Source organism: Collinsella tanakaei, assembly GCF_016900375.1.
In the GTDB taxonomy this organism is placed as follows: domain Bacteria; phylum Actinomycetota; class Coriobacteriia; order Coriobacteriales; family Coriobacteriaceae; genus Collinsella.
Genome location: NZ_JACJKB010000006.1, coordinates 1 through 20299, shown reverse-complemented (window position 1 = coordinate 20299; position 20299 = coordinate 1). Strand labels below are relative to the sequence as shown.

The following is a 20299-nucleotide window of genomic DNA, read 5'->3' as shown; positions in this document are numbered from 1 at the left end:
ATGTTGCGTGCATACGGGCATCCCCCACGTGCGGGCGCGGCGCCAACGGCGGGAATTCCAGCGACGCCGCGCCCGCTTCAAAAAGGAGAACAAGCGGTTGCAGGTGCGTCTGCGTTACTTGATGAAGTGCACCTTGTCGTACAGCTCCTCGAGCACCTCTTCCTTGCGCTCGTTGTAGGTGACCTTGTTCTGCTCGAACAGGTTGTTGCCCTCGGCGTCGATGGAGACGATCAGCGGACCGAGCTCGTTGACGCGGCAGGTCCACAGGGTCTCGGGCATGCCGAGTTCACGCCAGTTGGCGTCCTCGATCTCCTCGACCTCGGTGGCGGCGAGCACCGCGCAGCCCGCGGGGAACACACAGTGGATGGCGGGGCCGATCTTGCAGCCGGCCTCGGTGTTGGGGCCCATGCCGCCCTTGCCGACGATGACCTTGACGCCGGTCTGCTCGATGAACTCCTTCTCGAACTTCTCCATGCGCATCGAGGTGGTGGGCCCGAGCGAGATCATCTCGTGGGTCTCGGTGCCGTCCTCGTTCTTGGTGCTGCGGACGATGGGACCCGCGTGGAAGATGGCGCCGCCGTTGAGGTCGATGGGAAGCTCGCGGCCGAGTTCGATCAGGCGACGGTGCGCGACGTCACGGCAGGTGGTGATGTGGCCGGTCAGATAGATGACGTCGCCGACGTGGATATCCTTCAGATCTTCTGCGGAAACCGGCGTGTGGAGTACCTTTTTCACAGCTCAACCCCCTTGTGCGTAAGCAGCTCGTAGTTCAGGTCGGAATCGATGACGATGGTGCCGCGGCGATGCGACCAGCAGCCCACGTTGACCGCGCAGGACAGGACGGACGGATGGCGCGCGGAGTTCTCAATGTGCACGTCCATGACGGACTTGGAGCCGCCGAGACCCTGCGGGCCCAGGCCGACCTTATCGATACCCTCGATGAGCTCCTCCTCAAGCTGAGCGGCGAGCGGATTCTCGTTGCGGCTGCCCACCGGGCGCATGAGCGCGAGCTTGGACATGTAGGCCGCGGAGTCGATCGAGGTGCCGATGCCGATGCCGACCATGAGCGGCGGGCAGGCGTTCAGGCCGTAGGACGTCATGAGGTCGAGCACGAACTTCACAACCGCCTCGTAACCCTCGCCGGGCATGAAGGTCTTGCCGGAACCGGGGAGCGAGCAGCCGCCGCCGGCCATGTAGACGTGGATCTTGACCTTGTCGTCACCGGGGACGATATCCCAGTACAGCCACGGGGACTTCGTGCCGACGTTGGTGTAGGTGTTCTTCTCGTCGAAGGTCTCGACGGTGTTGTGACGCAGCGGGGCCTTCTGCGTGGCGCGGAAGACGGCCTCCTTGAGCACGTCGGCCAGCTCGTCGATGTAGGGGAACTTGCTACCCACGCTCACGAACATCTGGATAAGGCCCGTGTCCTGGCACGAGGGGCGGTTCAGCTCCCACGCCTTCTCCTGATTGGCCGCCATGGTCTTGTAGATCATCTGCGCCATGGGCGTGGTTTCGGTCTCGGCCAGCTCCTTGAGCTTTGCCGTGACGTCGTCGGGCAGGCGCTTGCCCACCAGGCTGGTGAAGTCGGCAACGATATTCGTCAGCCGCTCCAAGCTCTCGTTCTTCTCCACGTTGACTCAACCTCCCTTTTCGTAACTTTGTGCAGGTCACATGCGGTGTTCCTGCGCTTTCGACACTTGGAAGAATAGGGGGTCGCCAACGGGCATGCCTTCCGTTTCTCAAGGTGGGGCACAGGCGCGAAGAACAGCGGAAGAACAGTCGGAAGGGCGCCTTTCGCTCGAGAAAACATAAAGGGAGAAGCCGGCGGCATCGCGGCGTTATCCTGCGCGTCCAGCGTCTGCGAGCGCGGAGAGCGCATCCATGGAGCCGCGAAGCGGACCTAAAGATTTGCCCTAGGGCGTTGTTTTAGAAAACGAGTTTTTACATCGATTGCGCGCTGCGCCGCGAACGGTGGCCCACGGGCGGTGAGCGGCGCGACGTGGCTTCGGAGCCCACTGTGGCACGGCGGTGCAAAACCGCATGCGCACCGATCGGCAAGCAGCCGACAGCCGTCTTCAAGCGCGGGCGACGTCAGTTACCGGACGGCGACATCTCCCCCGCCGCGCCAAGCGCCTCGGCGAGCAGCGCCTGCGCACCGTGCACCGCCTCGATCATCTTGCGCATCGCCTCCGCACCATCCGGTACCGGGCGCTCCGCAACCTGGTAGACGTTTTGCCCTGCGCCCTCGACAACGTAGCGCGCGAGCTTCGCGCCCACGTACTCGTCATCCGACGACACGAACACCTGCTTGAAAGTCGTATCTCCCGCGCGGTTATCGTCTGAGATCAGCCTGCGGTACTCGGCAGGCGTCTTCCCGAACGTCTTGCGAAACGCCGTGTTGAACGACTTGAGATCGGCAAAGCCGTGCGCCGCGGCGATATCGCTCACGCGCGCGTCGCTCGAGCTCAGCTCTGCCGTCGCCGCGGACAGGCGCACGCGCAGCAGGTACTCCGAAAAGTTGATGCCGAGCTTGCCCTTGAACAGCTGCGAGATGTAACTCGCGTTGTAGCCGGTCCGCGCCGCGAGGTCTGCCAGCGTGATGCGGTCGCGGTAGTTGTCCTCGACGTAGGCTGCCAAGCGATTGACGGCATCCTTGCCGCGACGGTCGATTCGATACGCCGCCGTCTGCTGCCCGAGAACGCCGTCGGTGGGCACGATCGCCGAGACCAGCCGGTAGAACAGCGCGTCGTAGCGAAGGCGCGAGGCGGGGTCGCTGCGCGTGCCCAAGACCATCATCTGGGCCAAGCAGCGGCGGATCACGGCAAAACGTGGATCACGCCGCGTTTGCGCGGTAGACACAAGCTGCAGGCGAACGCCCTCGTCGTAGTACCCCTTGAAAAAGGCTGGATCGATGTGGAGCACCATGGCGATGTTCCCCTGCCCCAGGCCGAGGGTCGCATGGCCCTCGTTGGGATTGATGAGGACCATGTCGTCCTCTTCGAGGATATGGCGCTGCCCGCTGACGCACATCTCGACCGAGCCGCGCACCACCATGAGCAGCTCGAAATCGGCATGCCAGTTGTAGTGATACGACCCGATGCGGTACACGTAGTGCTCAAGCTTGAGATTGGCGAGCGGATTCTCGTACGTATAGCGCAGCTGGGCGGACTCCATGGGGCACATCTCCTTTCGGCTTGCGTGTCATGGTACCGTAACGCGCTCGAGACGGGCAGGTGCAACGGCGAAGCCCCATTTATGCATCGGCGCGGCGGCTACGAAGGGGATTTTGAGACGCCGGGGGACAAATTCGCGACTTTTGAGATATCTCATCGCTATTGTGGGTTTTTATCGTCACGATTTGGTCTGATTCTATGCATACGACGCATTAAAAGCGCTGGTCAGAGATATATGCTATGCACGAGTCTAAGTGACGTCACATCACTTAGACTGTATACCTCTCAAAAGTCGCGTTTTTGGTACCGAGCCGTGCGGCACATCCTTGCTTGGCGCGAAACGAGGGCTGAACCCGCCGCGCGAGGAGGCTGAATCCCGAAATCTCCTTGCGCGCGCCCACTCACCGGAGGCACCGAGGCCGTCGAGCACCATCTTGCTACACCGCATGCCACCACAACAGGTGGTACCATCCCTTGCGGCAATCACATATGAACCGAGGTCACCCATGACAACACCCGCATCTACCGCCGCATGCGCCGCGAACAGCGCAGCAACAACCCGTCCGCTGCTCACCCGCACATGGGTCGTCTGCCTGCTCGCCATGGTCAGCTGCGGCCTGTGGGGCAGCGCCATCCCCTGCATCAAGATCGGATACCAGCTGCTCGGCATCGAGTCGGCCGACGTGCCGTCGGAGTTCCTGTTCGCGGGGCTGCGCTTTATGCTCGCAGGCGTTATCGCCATCGCCGCCGCATCGATCGCTGAGCGTCGCCTCGTCCGCTTGAAGCGCAGCTCGTTTGGCATGGTGGCACGTCTTTCGCTTGCCCAGACCATTGTGCAGTACGCGTTCTTCTACGTCGGCGTGTCGCACGCGTCGGGCGTCAAGGGCACCATCGTCAACGCATCGAGCACGTTTTTGACGATCCTGGTCGCCACGCTTGTATTCCGCCAGGAGCGGCTCACGGGGCGAAAACTCGTCGGCTGCCTGATCGGCTTCGCGGGCGTGATCCTCGTCAACCTGACGGGCGACCTCGGTGGGGCCATGAGCCTCACCGGCGAGGGCTTCATCCTCATCGCGTCGCTCTCCTACGCCGTGTCGTCGTCGCTTATCCGCATGTACTCGCAGCACGAGAACCCGGTGGCGCTTTCGGGCTACCAGTTCATGCTCGGCGGAGCCGTGCTGGCTGCAGCAGGGCTCGCGCTGGGTGGCCATCTCTCCCAAGTGACGCCTGCGGGCATCGGCATGCTGCTCTACCTGGCCTGCGTGTCCGGCATCGCCTATTCGCTGTGGTCCATCCTGCTCAAGTACAACCCAACATCGCGCGTGGCCATCTTCGGCTTTATGAACCCGGTGTTCGGCGTCGTGCTCTCGAGCGTACTGCTCGGCGAGGCCGGCACGCTGCCCTGGCAGCAGACGCTCATCGCGCTCGTGCTGATCACGGTGGGCATCGTCATCGTCAACCGCGCGCCCGCCCGAAAAGGAGCGTAGCCTACGCCCGACGCCCCAGAACGCGCTTGCTCACAAGGAGCTGCACCGCAAGGCCGCACAGGGCCAAAGCCCACAGTGCCAGGTAACCGCCCATTCCGAGCACCGCGCTACCGATGCTCGATCCGATACCGCCGCCGGCAAAGACACCGAGCCCGATGAGGCCGGTGCACAGGCCGACCTGCGAGGGATCGGCATCCATCGAAAGCGTCACGAGCGAGGGCTGCACAAAGATGTAGCCCAACCCCAGACACGCCGCCGCCGCAAGCGCCGGAACCCAAGAGCCCGTGGCGGCGGATACCGCGAGCGCAAGGGCGGCCATAACTCCGGAGGCGCTACCCAAAGCTATGACGAATGGCACGCCGCGGCGGGCGCTGATCTTGCCGGAGATGGATCCTCCGATAAGGCAGAACACGCCATAGAACATCATGACGAGACCCGCCTGCGTGGAGGAAAGGCCGCACGCCTGGTTGAGGAAGGTCCCCATAAGGCCGTAGACACCGAGGAACAGCACGCCGGTTGAGCATGCGAGCAGATACACGGCGCGGCAGCGGCCGAAAAAAATGCGCACGGCCGACCGGAAGAACTGCGAAGCGAAGCCGCCGGATGCCGTGGTGGCACCGTCGCCGGAGGCGTGCGCGGGCTCGCGCAGCGTGAACAGCAGCAGCCAAGCGATCGCCGCTAGGACGCCGAACGCCGCAAACGCGGCGCGCCAGCCGAGCACGTCAGTCAGGATACCGCCCAGTCCGGCAGACAGCCCCTGACCCGTGAACGTGACGCCCATCAGGATGCCGACAGCTGCCGCTCTGTTCTCGCGCCCGACGACATCGCTCACAAACGCCTGCGACACCGAGATGATGCCGGCAGCAAAGCAGCCTGTGACGATGCGGGCAGCAACGAGCGCCGGCAAGCTGGGCACCACAGCGCACAGCACCGTGCCGGCGCATAGTCCGGCAACGATGATGCGCAGCATGCGCAGGCGACCGATCCGGTCTGCCAGCGATCCCGCGACCGGCTGCAGCACGCCGTAGGGAACCATATAGGCCGTGAGCACGATGGTCGCCGCGGTGGGCAGCACCGCGAGCGTGTTCGCGATGGCTGGAAGCGCCGGCGACACGAACCAGTTGTCCGCCGCCGACACGAGGCCGCAGAAACCAAGGGTCACGACGACGCGCAGCTGGGCGGGCGTCAAACCGCGGCCCGGCCGATCCTGTTTTCCAACCGATTCGAGCGCCATCGCTCCCCCTCCCCTCGCAGACGGCAAGGCGTTATGTCCGCAATGGGTTATCGTACGCGCAGCGGCCGGCGCATTCAACCGGGCGACGCCATTCGGCTCAACATGCGCGCTCGCCGACCCGCTCGCACCCCTTGTCCTCGTTGCGCAACAACGCGGCTCCAGCATTCCCCATTATGGAACCATCGGAAATAGGGTGTTGGTAATAGGAAGGAGCCTCATATGAAACGACATCGCATCCTAGCGCTTCTGCTTGCGGCGATGCTCACGCTTGCGCCGGCCATGGCGTTCGCGCAGGCAGATAACCCCACGAGCATCGGTGAGCCGATCGTACGCTCCACCGACGATCAGGCGATCGACCAGAGCATCGACCTGCAAGCGACCTACACGACCCTGAACATCCCGGGCGCCGAGCTGTACAGCGAGGCGTTCGACGTGCTGGATATCGTGAACCAGCACCGCACCGCCGAGGGCTTGCGCGCACTCTCCATGGACGCCTCGCTGCTCGAGGACGCCATGCAGCGCGCAGCCGAGACCGTTGTGTCCTACAGCCACACCCGCCCGAACGGCACCCTGTGCTTCACCATCTCCGGCAAGATGATGGCCGAAAACATCGCCGCGGGGCAAAGGAGCGCCGCCGAGGTGATGACCAGCTGGATGAACTCCCCGGGCCATCACGACAACATCATGAACCCGAGCTACACGAGCATCGGCATCGGCTGCTACCGTGCGCAGGACGGCGCCATCTACTGGGTCCAGTGCTTCAGCCCCAGCGGCGCCAGCGCCGCAGCCCAGCCCGCCGACACGGAAGCCGTGCGCTCCGTCGAGGTTTACACCGGCCACGTCAACCCCAATATCTCCGTCAACATCCCGGGCGCCGGTGCCGGCGCCTCGTCGGCCATCGTGCCGCTCGGCTTCCACAACTCCATCATCCTGCGGGGCATCAACGCCGGCGAGCAGGGTTGGACCCCCGGCTACGTCATCAGCTCCGACAGCTTCAAGTGGTCCTCGTCCAACGAGAGCATCATGTCCGTGACCGCCGACGGCACCATCGGTGCGCACAAGACCGGCACGGTGACCATCACGGGCATCTCCGGCGGCCTGCAGATCGACATCTACCTGACCGTCGCCGAGGGCAGCCCGTTCTCCGATGTCCTCCAAGACGCCTGGTACGCCGATGCCGTCGCCTTCGCGTCCTCCAACGGCCTGATCACCGGCTACAGCGATTCCGACCGCTTCGGCGTCGGCGACACCATGACCCGCGCGCAGATGGCCACGATCCTCTGGCGCATCGCCGAGCCCGGCGCCAGCGGTGACAACGTCGCCAATACCACCGGCCTGTCCGACGTGGAGAGCAACGTCTGGTACACCGCCGCGGCCAACTGGGCGGTCGAAAACGGGGTCATCACCGGCGTGACCTCGGACAACGGCCCGACGCGCTTCGCCCCGAACGATCCCATCACCCGCGAGCAGTTCGCGGTCATCCTGGCGCGCTTTGCCGATGCAGACCTGGCGGCGGTCGACGACAGCGCCTTCCAGGCCCTGGTCGACCACGATAGCGCCAGCTCCTGGTCGGCGGAGTCCCTTGCCTGGGCCGTCGAGCAGAAACTCATCAACGGCGTGGACGACAATGGCACGCTCTACCTCCAGCCGCATAATCCCGTCACGCGTGAGCAGGCGGCGACCATCCTCATGAACGCCTACGGTGCGGACATCCTGCCGTAGCGCAGCCTCGCTCAACAGCAAAGCGGACCGCCCGGAAAACCGGACGGTCCGCTTTTTCATGACTCTGAAGCGAGCGCGCTTAGTACAGCTTGGCGCCCGCCGGGATGGCGTCGTCGACGATGAGCACGTTCAGGCGCTCGTCGTCGCCCTCGTTGTGCACGGCGCTGATGATCATGCCGCAGGAGTCGATGCCCATCATCTTGCGCGGCGGCAGGTTGGTGATGGCGATCAGCGTACGGCCGACCAGATCCTCCGGCTCATAGTACATGTGGATGCCGGACAGGATGGTGCGGTCGGTGCCCGAGCCGTCGTCGAGCGTGAACTGCAGCAGCTTCTTGCTCTTGGGCACGGCCTCGCAGGCCTTGACCTTCACGGCGCGGAAGTCGGACTTGCTGAAGGTGTCGAAGTCCACCATGTCCTCGAACAGCGGCTCGATGGCCACCTTGTCGTAGTCGATGGTGGGAACCTTGTTCGGGGCGATGCTCACGCCGGCAGCGGCCTCAGCGGCCTCGGCCTCCTGGGCGGCACGCGCCGCGGCGGCACCGTTCGCGCTGCCGCGCTCCGGCTTCATGTGCGGGAAGAGCAGCACGTCGCGGATGGACGCCTGGTTGGTGAGCAGCATGACGACGCGGTCGATGCCGATGCCGATGCCGCCCGCGGGAGGCATGCCGTACTCGAGCGCGCGCACGTAGTCCTCGTCGTACTCCATGGCCTCGTCGTCGCCGCCGGCCTTCTCCTCCATCTGCTTGGCGAAGCGCTCGGCCTGATCGACCGGGTCGTTGAGCTCGCTGAAGGCGTTGGCGTACTCGTGGCCGGCGATGACGAGCTCGAAGCGGTGCGTCAGGCGCGGGTCGTCCTCACGGCGCTTGGCCAGCGGGCTGACCTCGACCGGGTAGTCCACGACGAAGGTCGGGTTGATGAGGGTCTCCTCGCCCTTCTCGTCGTAGATCTCGGCGATGAGCTTGCCGGCACCCCAGGCGGGGTTGACCTCGATGCCGCACTCGGCGGCAGCGGCGCGCAACTCGTCGATCGGCGTGTCGAGGTTGAGCTCGCGGCCCATGACCTCCGAGACGATCTCGGTCATGGGGCGGCTCGGCCACGTGCCGGAAAGATCGATGGTGACGCCCTGGTACTCGAGCTGCTCGGAGTCGTTCACAGCGGCGTTAGCGGCCTTGATGACGCCCTCGGCAAGCTCCTTCATGCCCTCGAGGTCGGAGAAGGCGCGGTAGGCCTCCATCGTGGTGAACTCGGGGTTATGCGTGAGGTCCATGCCCTCGTTGCGGAAGATGCGACCGAGCTCGAACACGCGCTCGTAGCCGCCCACGAGCAGACGCTTGAGGTGCAGCTCGGTGGCGATGCGCAGGTAGTTCTCCTGGTTGAGCGCGTTGAAGTGCGTGATGAACGGCTTCGCGGTGGCGCCGCCCTGAATGGTCTGAAGGATCGGGGTCTCGACCTCCATGTAACCGTTGTCCTCCATATAGCGGCGAAAGGCGGAGATGATGCGCGAGCGCTTGGCGAAGGTCTCGCGGACATCGGCGTTCACGATGAGGTCGACGTAGCGCTGGCGATAGCGGGTCTCCTTGTCGGAGAGGCCGTGGAACTTCTCGGGCAGCGGGCGCACGGCCTTCGAGAGCAGCGTCAGCTTGGTGGGGGCGACGGAAAGCTGGCCGCGCTTGGTGCGGACCACGACGCCCTCGGCGCCGATGATGTCGCCCAGGTCGAGCTCGGAGATGAGCTCCCAGGCTTCGGCCGGCATGTCGTTGATGCGGCAGAACAGCTGGATGTCGCCGGTGGGATCGCGCAGCACGATGAACACGATCTTGCCCTGGCCGCGCTTGGCGACCACGCGGCCGCCGATCTTCACGACGTCGGTAGTGTCCGCGCCGGCCTCAAGGTCGGCATAATCGGCCTCGATGTCGGCCACGTAGTTCTCGACATCGGAGTGCTCGGGGTAGGGATTCCTGCCGGCGGCGTACATCGCCGCACGGTCCGCCAGGCGACGGGCGCGCTCGTCGTTGAGCGTCGAGACATCGGTCTGGGTCTCTTCCATGGTTCTCCTCCTCAAAAAGGGAAACGCTCCCCGAGGACTCGCGGTCCCGGGGAGCGAGCTTGTCCGTTTCGCGCGGGACCCTCTGCTACCGCGTGATGTTCGTGATGGTGTACAGGCGGGTCTTGCCGGAGGGCGTCACGACCTCGACGGTCTCGCCGGCGGCGTGGCCGATGATGGCGCGGCCAACGGGGGACTCGTTGGAGATCTTGTGCTCCAGAGAGTTGGTCTCGGTGGTGCCGACAAGGGTGACCTCGGTGGCAACGCCGTCGCCGTCGACGAGCGAGACGGTGCAGCCGATGGAGACGATCAGGCCCTGGTCGGACGCAGCGACCTCACGGGCGTTGGCCAAGATGGCCTGGATCTCGGCGATACGGGCGGCGTTCTTGGCCTGCTCCTCCTTGGCGGCGTCGTACTCGGCGTTCTCCGAGAGGTCGCCGAAGGCACGGGCCTCCTTGATGTGCTCGATGATCTCGCGGTTCTTCTCGCCCTCGCGCCACTCGAGCTCCTCAATGAGCTTCTGGCGGCCGTCGGCTGTAAGTACGATCTCGCTTGCGTCCATGCAGGTAACTCCTTGCTTGCATCTGCCTTGTATCGACGGCGCTCGCGCCCCGCCGCTTGCTTACTGTAAGACGTAAAATGACCGGCTGCCCCGCGGGCGGCCGGTCATCGTGCAGCCCTTTGTCGGGACGGGGCTAGTCCTCCTCGACGGGAGACTCTTCCTTCTTGGCCTTGGCCTCGGCAAGCTTGGCCTCGAGCTCGCGGATCTCCTTGTCCTCCTCGCTCTCGGGCTCCTCAGCAGCCTCGTCTTCGCCGGACATGCCCTCGCGGATGTTCTTCACCGTCTTGCCCAGCGATGCACCGAGCTTCGGCAGGTTCTTGGGGCCGAAGATCAGCAGCGCGATGACCAGGATGATGATCCATTCCATACCTTTAGGGAACATATTCTTCCTCCCACATTACATGGCACGTTCAAAGCGGAAACGCGTGAAGAATATCAAGGCGTTCCAGCTCGAAAGAGTATACCGCGCACACGCGGTAGGGACAACACCGCCATATTTTACACGCGAGTGGGCAAAGACGCCGGTAATGGCCCTGCCGCAAACGCAAAGGGGCCGAACGGCGTTTCACCCCTTTTTCACCCCTGTCGTGCTCGCTTGCTGTACGGTCCGGACCAAATACGCGACTTTTGAGAGGGTTGTAGCGTAAGTGACATAGTGTCGCTTACGCTCGTGCATAACGTTAACCTTTGACCAGCGCTTTTAATACATCACATGCATAGAATCAGTGCAAATCGCGGTTTTATAAACCTATAAAGACGGTGAGGTATCTCAAAAGTCGCGGATTTGACACTCGACAGCTCAAAGCCGCGCTCACCGCCGCAAATCAAACGCAAACAGGCCAGAGTGGAAACCCACTCTGGCCTGCGTCGTTGCGATGGTCGGGTTGACTGGATTTGAACCAGCGACCCCCGCGTCCCGAACGCGGTGCTCTACCAAACTGAGCCACAACCCGAAAGCTCGATTATCCTAACACACTCTTCGCGGGAATGCTAGGCGAAATTGGGGCCGAGGATTCTTCACATCTCGAAAACGGCCCCGAAGCCGTGATGGGCCGCTAGCCGACAGCGATCACCGGGCCGGTCTTGCCCATCTTGGCCGCCTGTCCCCACCAACTGTGATCGTTCAGTGCCGAAAGGGCGATAGCCTCGGCAGCCATCTGCGTGTCGCACACGGCGAACACCACCGAACCGGAACCCGAGACCTCGCAGGCGCGCACGCCGGGCTGCTCGCGCATCCACGCGAGGATCTCGGCGATCTCGGGCATGACGGAGCACGCTGCGGGCGCGAGGTTGTTGGCAACGTGCCCGAAAATCCCCTGCTCGTCATGCTCGCGCATGGCGACGAGCAGCTCGTCGAGCTCGGGCATCGGCTGCGGGTCGGCATCGAAGCGCGCATAGGCCTCCGCCGTGGACACGCCACCCTCGGCAGGCTTGACGAGCGCGACCGGCGTACCCGTGAGCGGGCGGTAGACCTCCTGCATGGCGTCGCCCGCGCCCGTGAAGTACGCAGGAGGTCCGTACAGGAAGAACGGCACGTCGGCGCCGATGGAGCGCGCGACCGCGTCGATGCGGGGATCGGTGGGGTCGATACCCCAATAGCGGCAGATGCCCATAATGGTCGCGGCGGCATCGGTCGAGGGTCCGCCCAGACCGCTGCGCACGGGGATGTGCTTGTCGATCAGGATCGCGAAATTCGGCTCGCGGTCGAAGGCCTCCCCCATCGCCTTCGCGGCGCGGTAGGCGGTGTTCTGCTCCATGGGAAAGTCAGCCTCGGGCACGGTCCTCACCATGAGCTGGTCGGACGGCGCGATCGCCAGCGTATCGGTCAGGTCGAGCGTGGTCATCACCGTGTCGACGCGATGGTAGCCCCGCTCGTCCTTATCGGCATGAACGCCCAGGTACAGGTTGACCTTGGCAGGCGCCGTCACCAAGATGAACTTGGATGCGGGCATGATCAGTGCTCCTCGAGCTGGTTGCCGAGCGGCGTGAACAGGCGCTCGCCGGATTCGATGTCAAACAGCTCGACCGTGCCGGTCAGGACGTCGACATACTGGTAGGACTGGCGCGACTTGCGACCGCGGCGCTCGTCGACCTCGACGATGAAGACGGACGGGTGAACGGTCTTGATGCAGCCGTTGCGCTCGACCACGCGGGTGCGGCCCATGTTCGCGCGCACCTTCACGCGCTGGCCGACCATCTCGGACAGCTTGCCGTGGATGTCGTCGACGTGGTTGACCTCAAGCTCTTCCATAAATCGCCTCCCATATGACAGGGGCGAAGCGCATATGCGTTTATGCACAGAATGGCCCCAACATAATCAAACGTGCAGAGTATAGCAACCTGCGAACATTCATGCACGTCGGCAGCGCACAGCAAGGCATGTTTGCCGAGGATGACACAGGGTCACCATATACAAGCGGGGCGCGGACCGCATTGGACCGCGCCCCGAGCGCTTGCTCTTCGGTTAGGCCGCCAACCGACTGAGGTACCGCACCGTCACAGCGTGTCGGTATCGAGCACGATGGTGAAGGGCCCGTCGTTGACGAGCTCGACCTGCATGTAGGCGGCGAAGGTGCCGGTCGCCACGTGCTCGACGTCTTGGCGCACCAGGCTCACGAAGTACTCGTAGAGCTCCGTGGCGAGCGCCGGCGCCGCCGCTTCGGTAAACGAGGGGCGCCGTCCGCGCCGGCAGTTGGCGTAGAGCGTAAACTGCGACACCACGAGCACCTCGCCTCCCGTATCGGCAAGCGAGAGGTTGGTCTTGCCGTTCTCGTCCTCGTTGATGCGCAGAGTCCGCAGCTTATCCCACAGGCGATCGGCCTCGGCGCGCGTGTCGTTGGCGCCCACGCCGAGCAGCACGAGGTAACCGGCGCCGATGGAGCCGGTGACCTCGCCGTCGATCGTCACGCTGGCGCGCGTGACGCGCTGGACGACCGCCCTCATTCGTCCTCGCCCGCAAGCTTGGCGGCCAGCGCCTGCAGCGCGTGGAAGCGGTGGCTGATGGCGTTCTTCTCGTCGGACGTGAGCTCGGCCATGGTCTTGCCGGGCGTGTCGTCGGGCAGAAACAGCGGATCGTAGCCGAAGCCGAACTCGCCGCGCTCCTCGTAGCCGACCGTACCCTCGCAGGTGCCCTCGCCGTAGGTCACAAGGCCGTCGGCATCGATCAGCGCGACGACGCTCACGAAGCGCGCCGTGCGGTCGGCGTCGGCCACGCCCTCCATATTGGCGAGCAGCTTGGCGTTGTTGGCCGCGTCATCACCATGGACGCCGGCATAGCGGGCGGAGTAGACGCCCGGCTCGCCATCGAGCGCGTCGACCACGAGGCCCGAGTCGTCGGCGATCGCCGGGAAGCCCGTCTGCTCGACGGCCGCCTCGGCCTTGATGAGCGCGTTCTCCAAAAACGTGGTGCCGGTCTCCTCCGGGTCGTCAAAATCGCCGAGCTGGCCAAGCGCCACGAAACGCACGTCGGTGAGCACGCGCGAGAGGATCGCCTCGATCTCCACAAGCTTGTGCATATTGCCCGTCGCCACGACGATGGTGCGCGCCGGATCGAGTTCCTCGATGTTGATGGGTTCCAGTGCCATGGGATTCCCCTTTCTGCCCGGCACGGATGCGGGCGGCAGCTAGTCGTCGTCGCGGAATGCGGTGACCTGGTTCTGCAGGTCGATGAGCTTCTTGATACCGGCGTCGCCCAGGTCGAGCAGGCGGCCCAAGCGCTCGCGGGTAAACGGCGTGCGCTCGCCGGTGCCCTGGATCTCGACGATCTCGCCCGTATCGGTTGCCACGAGGTTCATGTCGACCTCCGCCTGGGAGTCCTCCGCGTAATCGAGGTCGAGCAGCTCGGCGCCGTCGACCACGCCCATGGACACGGCGGCAACCTGGCCGGTCAGCGGCAGGCGCGGGATCTTGCCCGCCTCGACCCAGGCCATGAGGGCGTCGTGCAGGGCGACCCAGGCGCCGGTGATGCTCGCCGTGCGCGTGCCGCCATCGGCCTGGATGACGTCGCAGTCAACCGTCACCGTGTACTCGCCGAGGGCGCGCAGGTTCGTGACCGTGCGCAGGCTGCGTCCGATCAGGCGCTCGATCTCCATGGAGCGGCCCTTGCGCGCACCCGTTTCGCGGCGGCTGCGGCGGTTCGTGGAGGCGGGCAGCATGGCGTACTCGGCCGTGACCCAACCGGCACGGCTGGCGCGGCGCCACGCGGGCAGGCCCTCCTCGATGGTGGCGGCGCACAGCACGCGCGTATCGCCGAACTCGACCATGCACGACCCGAGGGCGTGCTTCATGACCTCACGCGTGAGCTTGACGGGGCGCAGCGCATCCGCGGCGCGCCCGTTCGCACGGTTAATCTCGATTCGATCCATTCGAACTCCTCTATGCTGTGAAAGTTTGGGACCTGTCCCCAAACTTTCAGGTTAGTAGTTGTTGAGCTCGTCGAGGCTGATGTGCTCGATGCTCTTGAGCGGCTGGCCGAAGATGAAACTGCCCGCCGCGGCGAACTCCGCGATGTTGTCGGAGGTCGTGGCAAAGCGATGCTGCGGCTCGATATCCTCGTCGGCCAGCTGCTCGCGACGTTGCAGGATGTCGGTCAGCTCGCGCGTCGTCTCCTCGGCGGACGACACCACGCGCACGTTCGGGCCGAGTGCCTTGCGGATGGGTCCCGCCAGCAGCGGAAAGTGGGTGCAGCCGAGCACGACCGTATCGACCTCGGCACCCGATTCCACGATCGGCACGAGCGTGCGGGCGACCTCCTCGCAGGTCTCCGGCGTGTCGAACACGTCGCCGTTCTGCAGCCAGCGCTCCTGCAGATGCGCGCCGGTGGCCAGCTCGTTCTCGACGATCTCGACGAAGCTCGGGGCGGGGCATCCGTACACCGCGACACCCGCATCGAGCGCCTGGATCGCCCGCGTGTAGGCGCCGGTGCGCACCGTGAGTGGCGTGGCGAGCACGCCCACCTTGCGGGTGCGCGTGCTGTTGATGGCCGCCCGCGCGCCGGGAGCGATGACGCCGATGACCGGAACGGGCAGCATCTGCTGGGCGATGCGCAGACCCGCAGCCGTCGCCGTATTGCAGGCGATGATCATGATCTTGATATCGCGCGCCGCCAGCCAGCGCCCCGCCTGCAGCACGAAGGAGCGGACCTCGTCCTCGGTGCGGACGCCGTACGGGCAGCGCTTGGTGTCGCCCAGGTAGTAGATCGACTCATGCGGCAGAGCCGTCGCGATGGCGCGCGCCACGGTGAGACCACCCAGACCGGAATCGAACACGCCGATGGGGCGGTTGTTCACCGGCAGCAAATCGGATGCAAACTCCATCTCCCGCTTCCCTTCTACCCGCGCGCCGCGAGCACGCAGCGCATGGCCTGCACCCAGCCGTCCACGATGCGCCCACGCGTGACGAAGGCGTTGTCGTGGCTAGCCAGAAACTCCTCGGCGGTCGGATTCTTGAGGCCGTTTTCCACCAGGAAGAACGTGTCGACGTAATCGGCCATGAGGAAGTCCGAGGTCGCGTCGCCGATGGCGAGCGTCTCGCCGAGGTCGATGCCGCGCAGCTCGCAGAAGCGCTCGATGCCGCGGCCCTTGTTCAGGCCCTGGGGCATGATGTTGAACGCACGGCCCTTGACGCCCTCGGGAAGCTTGAGCGTCGTCGGGGCCGAGATGTAGTTGAGGTAGCCGTTATCGCCCCAGTCGAGCTCGGCACCGGAGCGACGGATGATGTCGCGCGCGTCCTCATCGGGGATCTCGCCGCGCAGGCCCACCGTGACCTCGCGGTGCTTGTAGCCCGTCGACATGTCGTTGTGGTACTCGAGCAGCCCCGGCCAGCGGTTGGAGAACTCCTCGAGGATGCCCGTCGCCTCGATGCACTCATGCGGCGAGAAGCCCCAGATGGGGTTGAACGGCATGTCCGCCGTGAAGTACTCCCAGCGGCTCTCGTTGCGGTCGAGCATGAGCAGGCCGCCCATCTCGCCGATATAGGAGTTAAGGCCGAACACGCGCGAATCCTCGTGCAGCATGGAGCGGTTGCGCCCCGAGCACGGGATGACCTCGATGCCCGCGCGCTTGAGATCCACGAGCGTCGAGACCAGATCGAGGCTCGGATTGCCGGCGGCATCGGTCAGCGCGCACGAGCCGGGCGCGAGCATGGTGCCATCGAGGTCGGTGAACACGTAGCGCACGCGCGAAAGGCGCTCTTTGAGCTCGCCGCTTGGGATGTCGGGCAGCACGGTATGGGGCATGGACACTCCTTTTGGGATGCGGATCCGTCGCGCACCATTGTAGCCCGTTTGCATGCGGCACGGCCCCACGTGCGGCGAGCCGACGGCCCCCTCACACCCGGCGGTTGCACCGCGCGCCCAAAACGAGGGCGAAAGCACCGCACATCGCAAGGGCTGCGGCGACGAGCGCGGCGGCATCGCCCGTTGAGGGGAGGGCGGGCCCGGCATCCGGCTCCGATGCGACGTCGTCCGCCGCCGGCGCGACGGGCTGGCCAGCTTCTGGCTGGTCGGGAGCATCGGGGGCATCTGGGGCCTCCGGTTCCGGCTTGGGCTCAGGCTCGGGTTCATCCGGCACACCGACCGGAGCCGTCACGTAATAGCGCAGGTAATCAGGCTCAACGGCATCCCCCACAGCATCCGCGCCTTCAGAATAACTTCCCACGGCCAGCTGCGCTTCCATGGGCCAGCCGATGGCGAGCCACGACCCATTCTCAATCCACGTGCCTCGCATCGATCCGTTCACGAACAGGTGCGCACCCTGGACCACCCCGTCCGCCGAAGATTCCGTCTCCGACGTAAACAAAACGATCTCGTGCTCGGTGTACGCGTCGTTCTCCCCCGTCGTGCGCGACACGGCAAATGCTCCGTCGGCGCCTATGCTCAACCGGGAGAACTCATATGAAGCGCCCCCATCTTCATTGTCCAACGCAGACACGACCCCATACGATGCCGTCCGTGTCCCGCGATCGTCGAAGGTCACAACATAGCCCCCGCGAGCAGCAGATTCACCGGCCGTGACGCCCCAGGAGGGCACAAGGAGCGCGAACACGCCGTCGCGCGCATCCGCATCGACCAGATAGCTATACCCCTCGGTATCGAACGTGATGACGTCATCATCGTCCAATGCCGCAATGACCGACTCCCCTTCAAACATCCCATCGGAGTCCTCCGTGCCGACCTGACGCAGCGCATCGGCAATGTCGCGCGCCGCTGCGGCATGCACGGACGAAGCGACACCACCCGACCCAGCATTGCCGTCCTGGGCAACCCACACGAGATGCTCCGAGCCCGCCGCAAACATTTCCGAGACGTGTAAGCAACCGTACCGGAGCTGAACCTGGCCGTCCGGCAACAGCTCGGCAAGCGCTGCCATCTGGCTGTTGAAGATCAGCAGGTCGCCATCGGCCTCCACGACCTCCGGCTTTGCATAGAGGTCCTGGGAGAAGATGACGCGACCGCTGCGGGTCGCGAAGTCGACGACCGCCACCTGATACGGACCCGAATAGGTGGTGAACACCAAGGCGGCGCGGTCGCCGGAAAGCGACGTTGCCGTCAGCGCCCGGGCATCCAGCGCGGGCTCCTCCAGCCCTTCAATGGGAACACGCGCGATTTCAATGCCGTCAGGCGATGTCACCACGGCCTCCATGCCACCGAGCGGCACATGGAAGATCGCACGGCGACCGTCTTCGAGCTCGACCACGTCGCTCACCAGGCGAGCCGTGCCGGCACCGCGCTCAATCGAATAGGTCCCCGCATCTGCAACATCCGCGACGGCGCCCGCCGGAAGCGGAATGCGAAGCTCTTCGGACGTAACCTCTTCGCCGCTTTCCGTCATCCCCACGGCAAACGTTCCCGCAGGCAGCAGCAGCTCGCAGACAGAATCAGGGCCGATGAGCGACGCGTCAAAACGATAATCGACCTCGATGTGCTCGCGGTCGATCCGCACGACAACCGGCACGCGCTCGCCGTCCACCAGCAGCGCAGGGTCGGTCCGATACGTGGCGAGCGTCGCGTAACTCGCCGTGAGGTGCAGCGAGCCGGTGTTGTAGAGCGCCTCCCCCTCATCGAGGCTAACGGTGAATTCGGGCAGATCGGGCATCGTTTTGCCCGTATGCGATATCGTGACCGTGCCGCCGGTCTGCTCGCACGCGTCGATGCGCACGCCAATGCCCGTGTAGCCAAGTGCCGGGCTCTCGTAGAAATTCGTCGACGGGAACGTATCGGATGTCACCTCGGTGCCCGCTGTGAGCAAGCAGCCGTACTCCCCCGACGAGGCGCGGCAGGTCACGGTTCCCGAGCCTTGCAGGTGCTCGACCTCCATATCGGGGTCCACGAGCTCGATAAGCTGACTGTTCACCTGCCCGGCAATATTGGTGAACTTAAAATCGGTACCTTCGGAATTCAGCTCGGCGCGTACGCGATACATGCGAAACCCGTTCGGCAGGCGGTTTTGATCTCCACCGTCTTCGCTCACGTACAGCGACTGATTGCCGCCGAACCCATCGTATTGCAGCACGTAGTAATCGGAGAAGATGCCCTCGTCCGCGTTGGAGACAACGATGATGCCGCCCGTGTCTTCAGGCGCATCGGTCACAAAGCGCTCTAGGTCGAGGGTGACCTCAGACGTTCCGTCCTCCGCCGGCTCGATATGGCCGACTGTCTCTTCGCCCCGCATGACGTCGATGCCGTCCGCCGACGCGGCAACGTGCGTGACCTGGTCTTCGTCCAGCCAACCGAGCAGCCATTTCGAGAACCCGTTGTGATCGCCCACGTTGTCCATCATCATGTCGGAGCCGATGATGCCCGTCGGCCATGTCCCGAACTGCGTCTGAGCCGTCGCGTTGTAATAGTCCGGCAGCCCAAGTGCGTGCCCGGTTTCGTGGATGATGGTGGCATGCCCGGCAGGCTCGTTCGAGGGGTTGTGGAGCAGCACGCAGTTGGACAGGCCGACGCCATCGAACGAAAGGTCATCGCGCTCGACTTTGAATTCCTGGCTCCACCACATTGACATCCAACCGGAATCAGGTCCGGCGAAGTGCAGGTAGACAGCATCGATGTAGCCATCTTTGTCGCCGTCGTAGTCGGTATAGTCGATGGCCCCATCGAGCGCGCGCAGCGCCTCGACAAACAAACCGTTGTCGGCGTCGTACGGATACCCCTCGTAGTAGCTGCGCGGATGCTGGGCCGTGTAGGCGTATGCGTCGCCGGTGATCTTAAGCGCGCCGTAGCTCGAGCGGTAATAGTAGCTCGCCAGGTCCTCATATGGGAAGGCACCGCTCCCACCATCGATAAGCGCGTCAAGCGCGTCCAGGGTGTCGCCTTCCTCGAAGGTGTAGGCGGGTTCATTTTCGCCTGCGGGAAAATCGACGTACAGGGCGATGACGTGCGCTTCACCCTCGGTCGGCATGCCGCCCGCCCAGTTGGACGGCACCGAATTCTCCTGCGTGGAAACGCCCGCCTCGCGCTGGCGTGCCCGGGCGATGAGCTCTTCGGAAGGTCGGTCGTGGCCGAGCTCCTCCGCGCGAGCAAGGCGCTGATCGAGCGTACCGTCGGCCTCGTACTCCCCCCGCAGGTCGTCCGTGAGCTGGCACGATGCGACCGTCTCGGCAAACGCCGGGATTACCGATGCGCATGACAGCCCGAACGCCAAGGCCGCCGACGACAGCAGCGCCGCGGCACGATAAAGGAACCGATGGGATGCAGACACGGGCGCCTCCTTGCGCGAAGCGTGCGCGGGTTACTCCTCGTACGATAAGGCTCATTATGCATGCTGGGAAAACGAGATTGATGTAAGGGGATCGTATAAGGCGCGAACGGCCGCTATTCGGCACGAGAATCAACGGAAGACGCCAGACATCCCCCGCAGCATGCTATACTGTCCCCCACGGGCGATTGGCGCAACGGTTAGCGCAGGTGCTTTACACGCACAAGGCTGGGGGTTCGAATCCCTCATCGCCCACCATAGAAAAGATTTCGGCACCAGCAATGGTGCCGTTTCTCATTAGGGCCCCGTGCATAGGGATTCGAACCCCGTTCGGGGTGCGGAGCGTGTGAACGGCGCAGCCGTTCGCCGCGGAGCA

General features: G+C 64.5%; 17 protein-coding genes and 2 tRNA genes. 3 read left to right on the top strand and 16 right to left on the bottom strand.

Annotation, left to right across the window (positions count from 1 at the left end):
* Window positions 1–114: 114 nt before the first annotated feature.
* From ttdB to H6A16_RS05125, 3 genes are all read right to left on the bottom strand, one after another.
* Window positions 115–735 carry a L(+)-tartrate dehydratase subunit beta gene (gene ttdB / locus H6A16_RS05135; protein WP_204616733.1) on the bottom strand — a complete coding sequence of 207 codons (621 nt, stop codon included), beginning with the start codon at window positions 733–735 and terminating at the stop codon, window positions 115–117.
* Entirely contained in the window at window positions 732–1631 is a 900-nt protein-coding gene (gene ttdA / locus H6A16_RS05130; RefSeq protein WP_204616731.1) for a L(+)-tartrate dehydratase subunit alpha, read from the bottom strand. Before ttdA ends, ttdB begins: the two co-directional genes overlap by 4 nt.
* A gap of 460 nt (window positions 1632–2091) precedes the next feature.
* Window positions 2092–3174, bottom strand: coding sequence for a helix-turn-helix domain-containing protein (locus tag H6A16_RS05125; RefSeq protein WP_204616728.1), 1083 nt, complete (start codon window positions 3172–3174; stop codon window positions 2092–2094).
* A gap of 505 nt (window positions 3175–3679) precedes the next feature.
* On the opposite strand from H6A16_RS05125, the gene H6A16_RS05120 reads away from it, so the two are divergent.
* On the top strand, window positions 3680–4660 hold the full coding sequence (locus H6A16_RS05120) for a DMT family transporter (RefSeq protein WP_239458220.1): 981 nt from the start codon (window positions 3680–3682) through the stop codon (window positions 4658–4660).
* Window position 4661: 1 nt separating this feature from the next.
* On the opposite strand, the gene H6A16_RS05115 is transcribed toward H6A16_RS05120, so the two are convergent.
* Entirely contained in the window at window positions 4662–5894 is a 1233-nt protein-coding gene (locus tag H6A16_RS05115) for an MFS transporter (RefSeq protein WP_204616727.1), read from the bottom strand.
* Window positions 5895–6113: 219 nt separating this feature from the next.
* On the opposite strand from H6A16_RS05115, the gene H6A16_RS05110 reads away from it, so the two are divergent.
* The gene (locus H6A16_RS05110; protein WP_204616726.1) at window positions 6114–7616 is read left to right on the top strand and encodes an S-layer homology domain-containing protein; all 1503 of its coding nucleotides are present in this window, start codon (window positions 6114–6116) and stop codon (window positions 7614–7616) included.
* Between the two features lie 79 nt (window positions 7617–7695).
* On the opposite strand, the gene lysS is transcribed toward H6A16_RS05110, so the two are convergent.
* The 12 genes from lysS to H6A16_RS05050 form a co-directional block, all read right to left on the bottom strand.
* On the bottom strand, window positions 7696–9666 hold the full coding sequence (gene lysS / locus H6A16_RS05105; RefSeq protein ID WP_204616725.1) for a lysine--tRNA ligase: 1971 nt from the start codon (window positions 9664–9666) through the stop codon (window positions 7696–7698).
* An 85-nt stretch (window positions 9667–9751) separates the two neighbouring features.
* A complete protein-coding gene (gene greA / locus H6A16_RS05100; protein WP_204616724.1) occupies window positions 9752–10225 on the bottom strand; it encodes a transcription elongation factor GreA in 474 nt (157 codons plus the stop codon).
* A 133-nt stretch (window positions 10226–10358) separates the two neighbouring features.
* A complete protein-coding gene (tatA, locus tag H6A16_RS05095; protein WP_204616723.1) occupies window positions 10359–10607 on the bottom strand; it encodes a twin-arginine translocase TatA/TatE family subunit in 249 nt (82 codons plus the stop codon).
* A gap of 494 nt (window positions 10608–11101) precedes the next feature.
* Window positions 11102–11178: transfer RNA gene (locus tag H6A16_RS05090), tRNA-Pro, on the bottom strand.
* 102 nt (window positions 11179–11280) lie between these two features.
* Complete coding sequence (gene ispE / locus H6A16_RS05085) at window positions 11281–12177, bottom strand: 4-(cytidine 5'-diphospho)-2-C-methyl-D-erythritol kinase (protein ID WP_204616721.1); 897 nt, start codon at window positions 12175–12177, stop codon at window positions 11281–11283.
* 2 nt (window positions 12178–12179) lie between these two features.
* Window positions 12180–12476 (bottom strand): Veg family protein, encoded by a 297-nt coding sequence (locus H6A16_RS05080; protein ID WP_204616719.1) that lies wholly within the window; start codon window positions 12474–12476, stop codon window positions 12180–12182.
* A 245-nt stretch (window positions 12477–12721) separates the two neighbouring features.
* On the bottom strand, window positions 12722–13168 hold the full coding sequence (dtd, locus tag H6A16_RS05075; RefSeq protein ID WP_204616717.1) for a D-aminoacyl-tRNA deacylase: 447 nt from the start codon (window positions 13166–13168) through the stop codon (window positions 12722–12724).
* Entirely contained in the window at window positions 13165–13809 is a 645-nt protein-coding gene (gene rdgB / locus H6A16_RS05070) for an RdgB/HAM1 family non-canonical purine NTP pyrophosphatase (RefSeq protein WP_204616715.1), read from the bottom strand. The genes dtd and rdgB overlap by 4 nt, the downstream gene beginning before the upstream one ends.
* A 39-nt stretch (window positions 13810–13848) precedes the next feature.
* Window positions 13849–14589, bottom strand: a complete 741-nt coding sequence (gene rph / locus H6A16_RS05065; RefSeq protein ID WP_204616713.1) for a ribonuclease PH — start codon at window positions 14587–14589, stop codon at window positions 13849–13851.
* Window positions 14590–14640: 51 nt separating this feature from the next.
* The gene (gene murI / locus H6A16_RS05060; RefSeq protein WP_204616711.1) at window positions 14641–15540 is read right to left on the bottom strand and encodes a glutamate racemase; all 900 of its coding nucleotides are present in this window, start codon (window positions 15538–15540) and stop codon (window positions 14641–14643) included.
* A gap of 14 nt (window positions 15541–15554) precedes the next feature.
* Window positions 15555–16460, bottom strand: a complete 906-nt coding sequence (locus tag H6A16_RS05055; protein ID WP_204616708.1) for an HAD family hydrolase — start codon at window positions 16458–16460, stop codon at window positions 15555–15557.
* A 91-nt stretch (window positions 16461–16551) separates the two neighbouring features.
* A complete protein-coding gene (locus tag H6A16_RS05050) occupies window positions 16552–19926 on the bottom strand; it encodes a hypothetical protein (RefSeq protein ID WP_204616706.1) in 3375 nt (1124 codons plus the stop codon).
* Between the two features lie 179 nt (window positions 19927–20105).
* On the opposite strand from H6A16_RS05050, the gene H6A16_RS05045 reads away from it, so the two are divergent.
* A tRNA-Val gene (locus H6A16_RS05045) sits at window positions 20106–20181 on the top strand.
* The last annotated feature ends 118 nt before the right edge of the window (window positions 20182–20299 follow it).

Coding starts and splice junctions, on each gene's coding strand:
- rph (WP_204616713.1), bottom strand. CDS start 14,589: ATGGATCGAATCGAGATTAACCGTGCGAACGGGCGCGCCGCGGATGCG.
- ispE (WP_204616721.1), bottom strand. CDS start 12,177: ATGCCCGCATCCAAGTTCATCTTGGTGACGGCGCCTGCCAAGGTCAAC.
- lysS (WP_204616725.1), bottom strand. CDS start 9,666: ATGGAAGAGACCCAGACCGATGTCTCGACGCTCAACGACGAGCGCGCC.
- tatA (WP_204616723.1), bottom strand. CDS start 10,607: ATGTTCCCTAAAGGTATGGAATGGATCATCATCCTGGTCATCGCGCTG.
- dtd (WP_204616717.1), bottom strand. CDS start 13,168: ATGAGGGCGGTCGTCCAGCGCGTCACGCGCGCCAGCGTGACGATCGAC.
- H6A16_RS05110 (WP_204616726.1), top strand. CDS start 6,114: ATGAAACGACATCGCATCCTAGCGCTTCTGCTTGCGGCGATGCTCACG.
- H6A16_RS05080 (WP_204616719.1), bottom strand. CDS start 12,476: ATGGAAGAGCTTGAGGTCAACCACGTCGACGACATCCACGGCAAGCTG.
- H6A16_RS05115 (WP_204616727.1), bottom strand. CDS start 5,894: ATGGCGCTCGAATCGGTTGGAAAACAGGATCGGCCGGGCCGCGGTTTG.
- rdgB (WP_204616715.1), bottom strand. CDS start 13,809: ATGGCACTGGAACCCATCAACATCGAGGAACTCGATCCGGCGCGCACC.
- H6A16_RS05125 (WP_204616728.1), bottom strand. CDS start 3,174: ATGGAGTCCGCCCAGCTGCGCTATACGTACGAGAATCCGCTCGCCAAT.
- greA (WP_204616724.1), bottom strand. CDS start 10,225: ATGGACGCAAGCGAGATCGTACTTACAGCCGACGGCCGCCAGAAGCTC.
- H6A16_RS05120 (WP_239458220.1), top strand. CDS start 3,680: ATGACAACACCCGCATCTACCGCCGCATGCGCCGCGAACAGCGCAGCA.
- H6A16_RS05055 (WP_204616708.1), bottom strand. CDS start 16,460: ATGCCCCATACCGTGCTGCCCGACATCCCAAGCGGCGAGCTCAAAGAG.
- murI (WP_204616711.1), bottom strand. CDS start 15,540: ATGGAGTTTGCATCCGATTTGCTGCCGGTGAACAACCGCCCCATCGGC.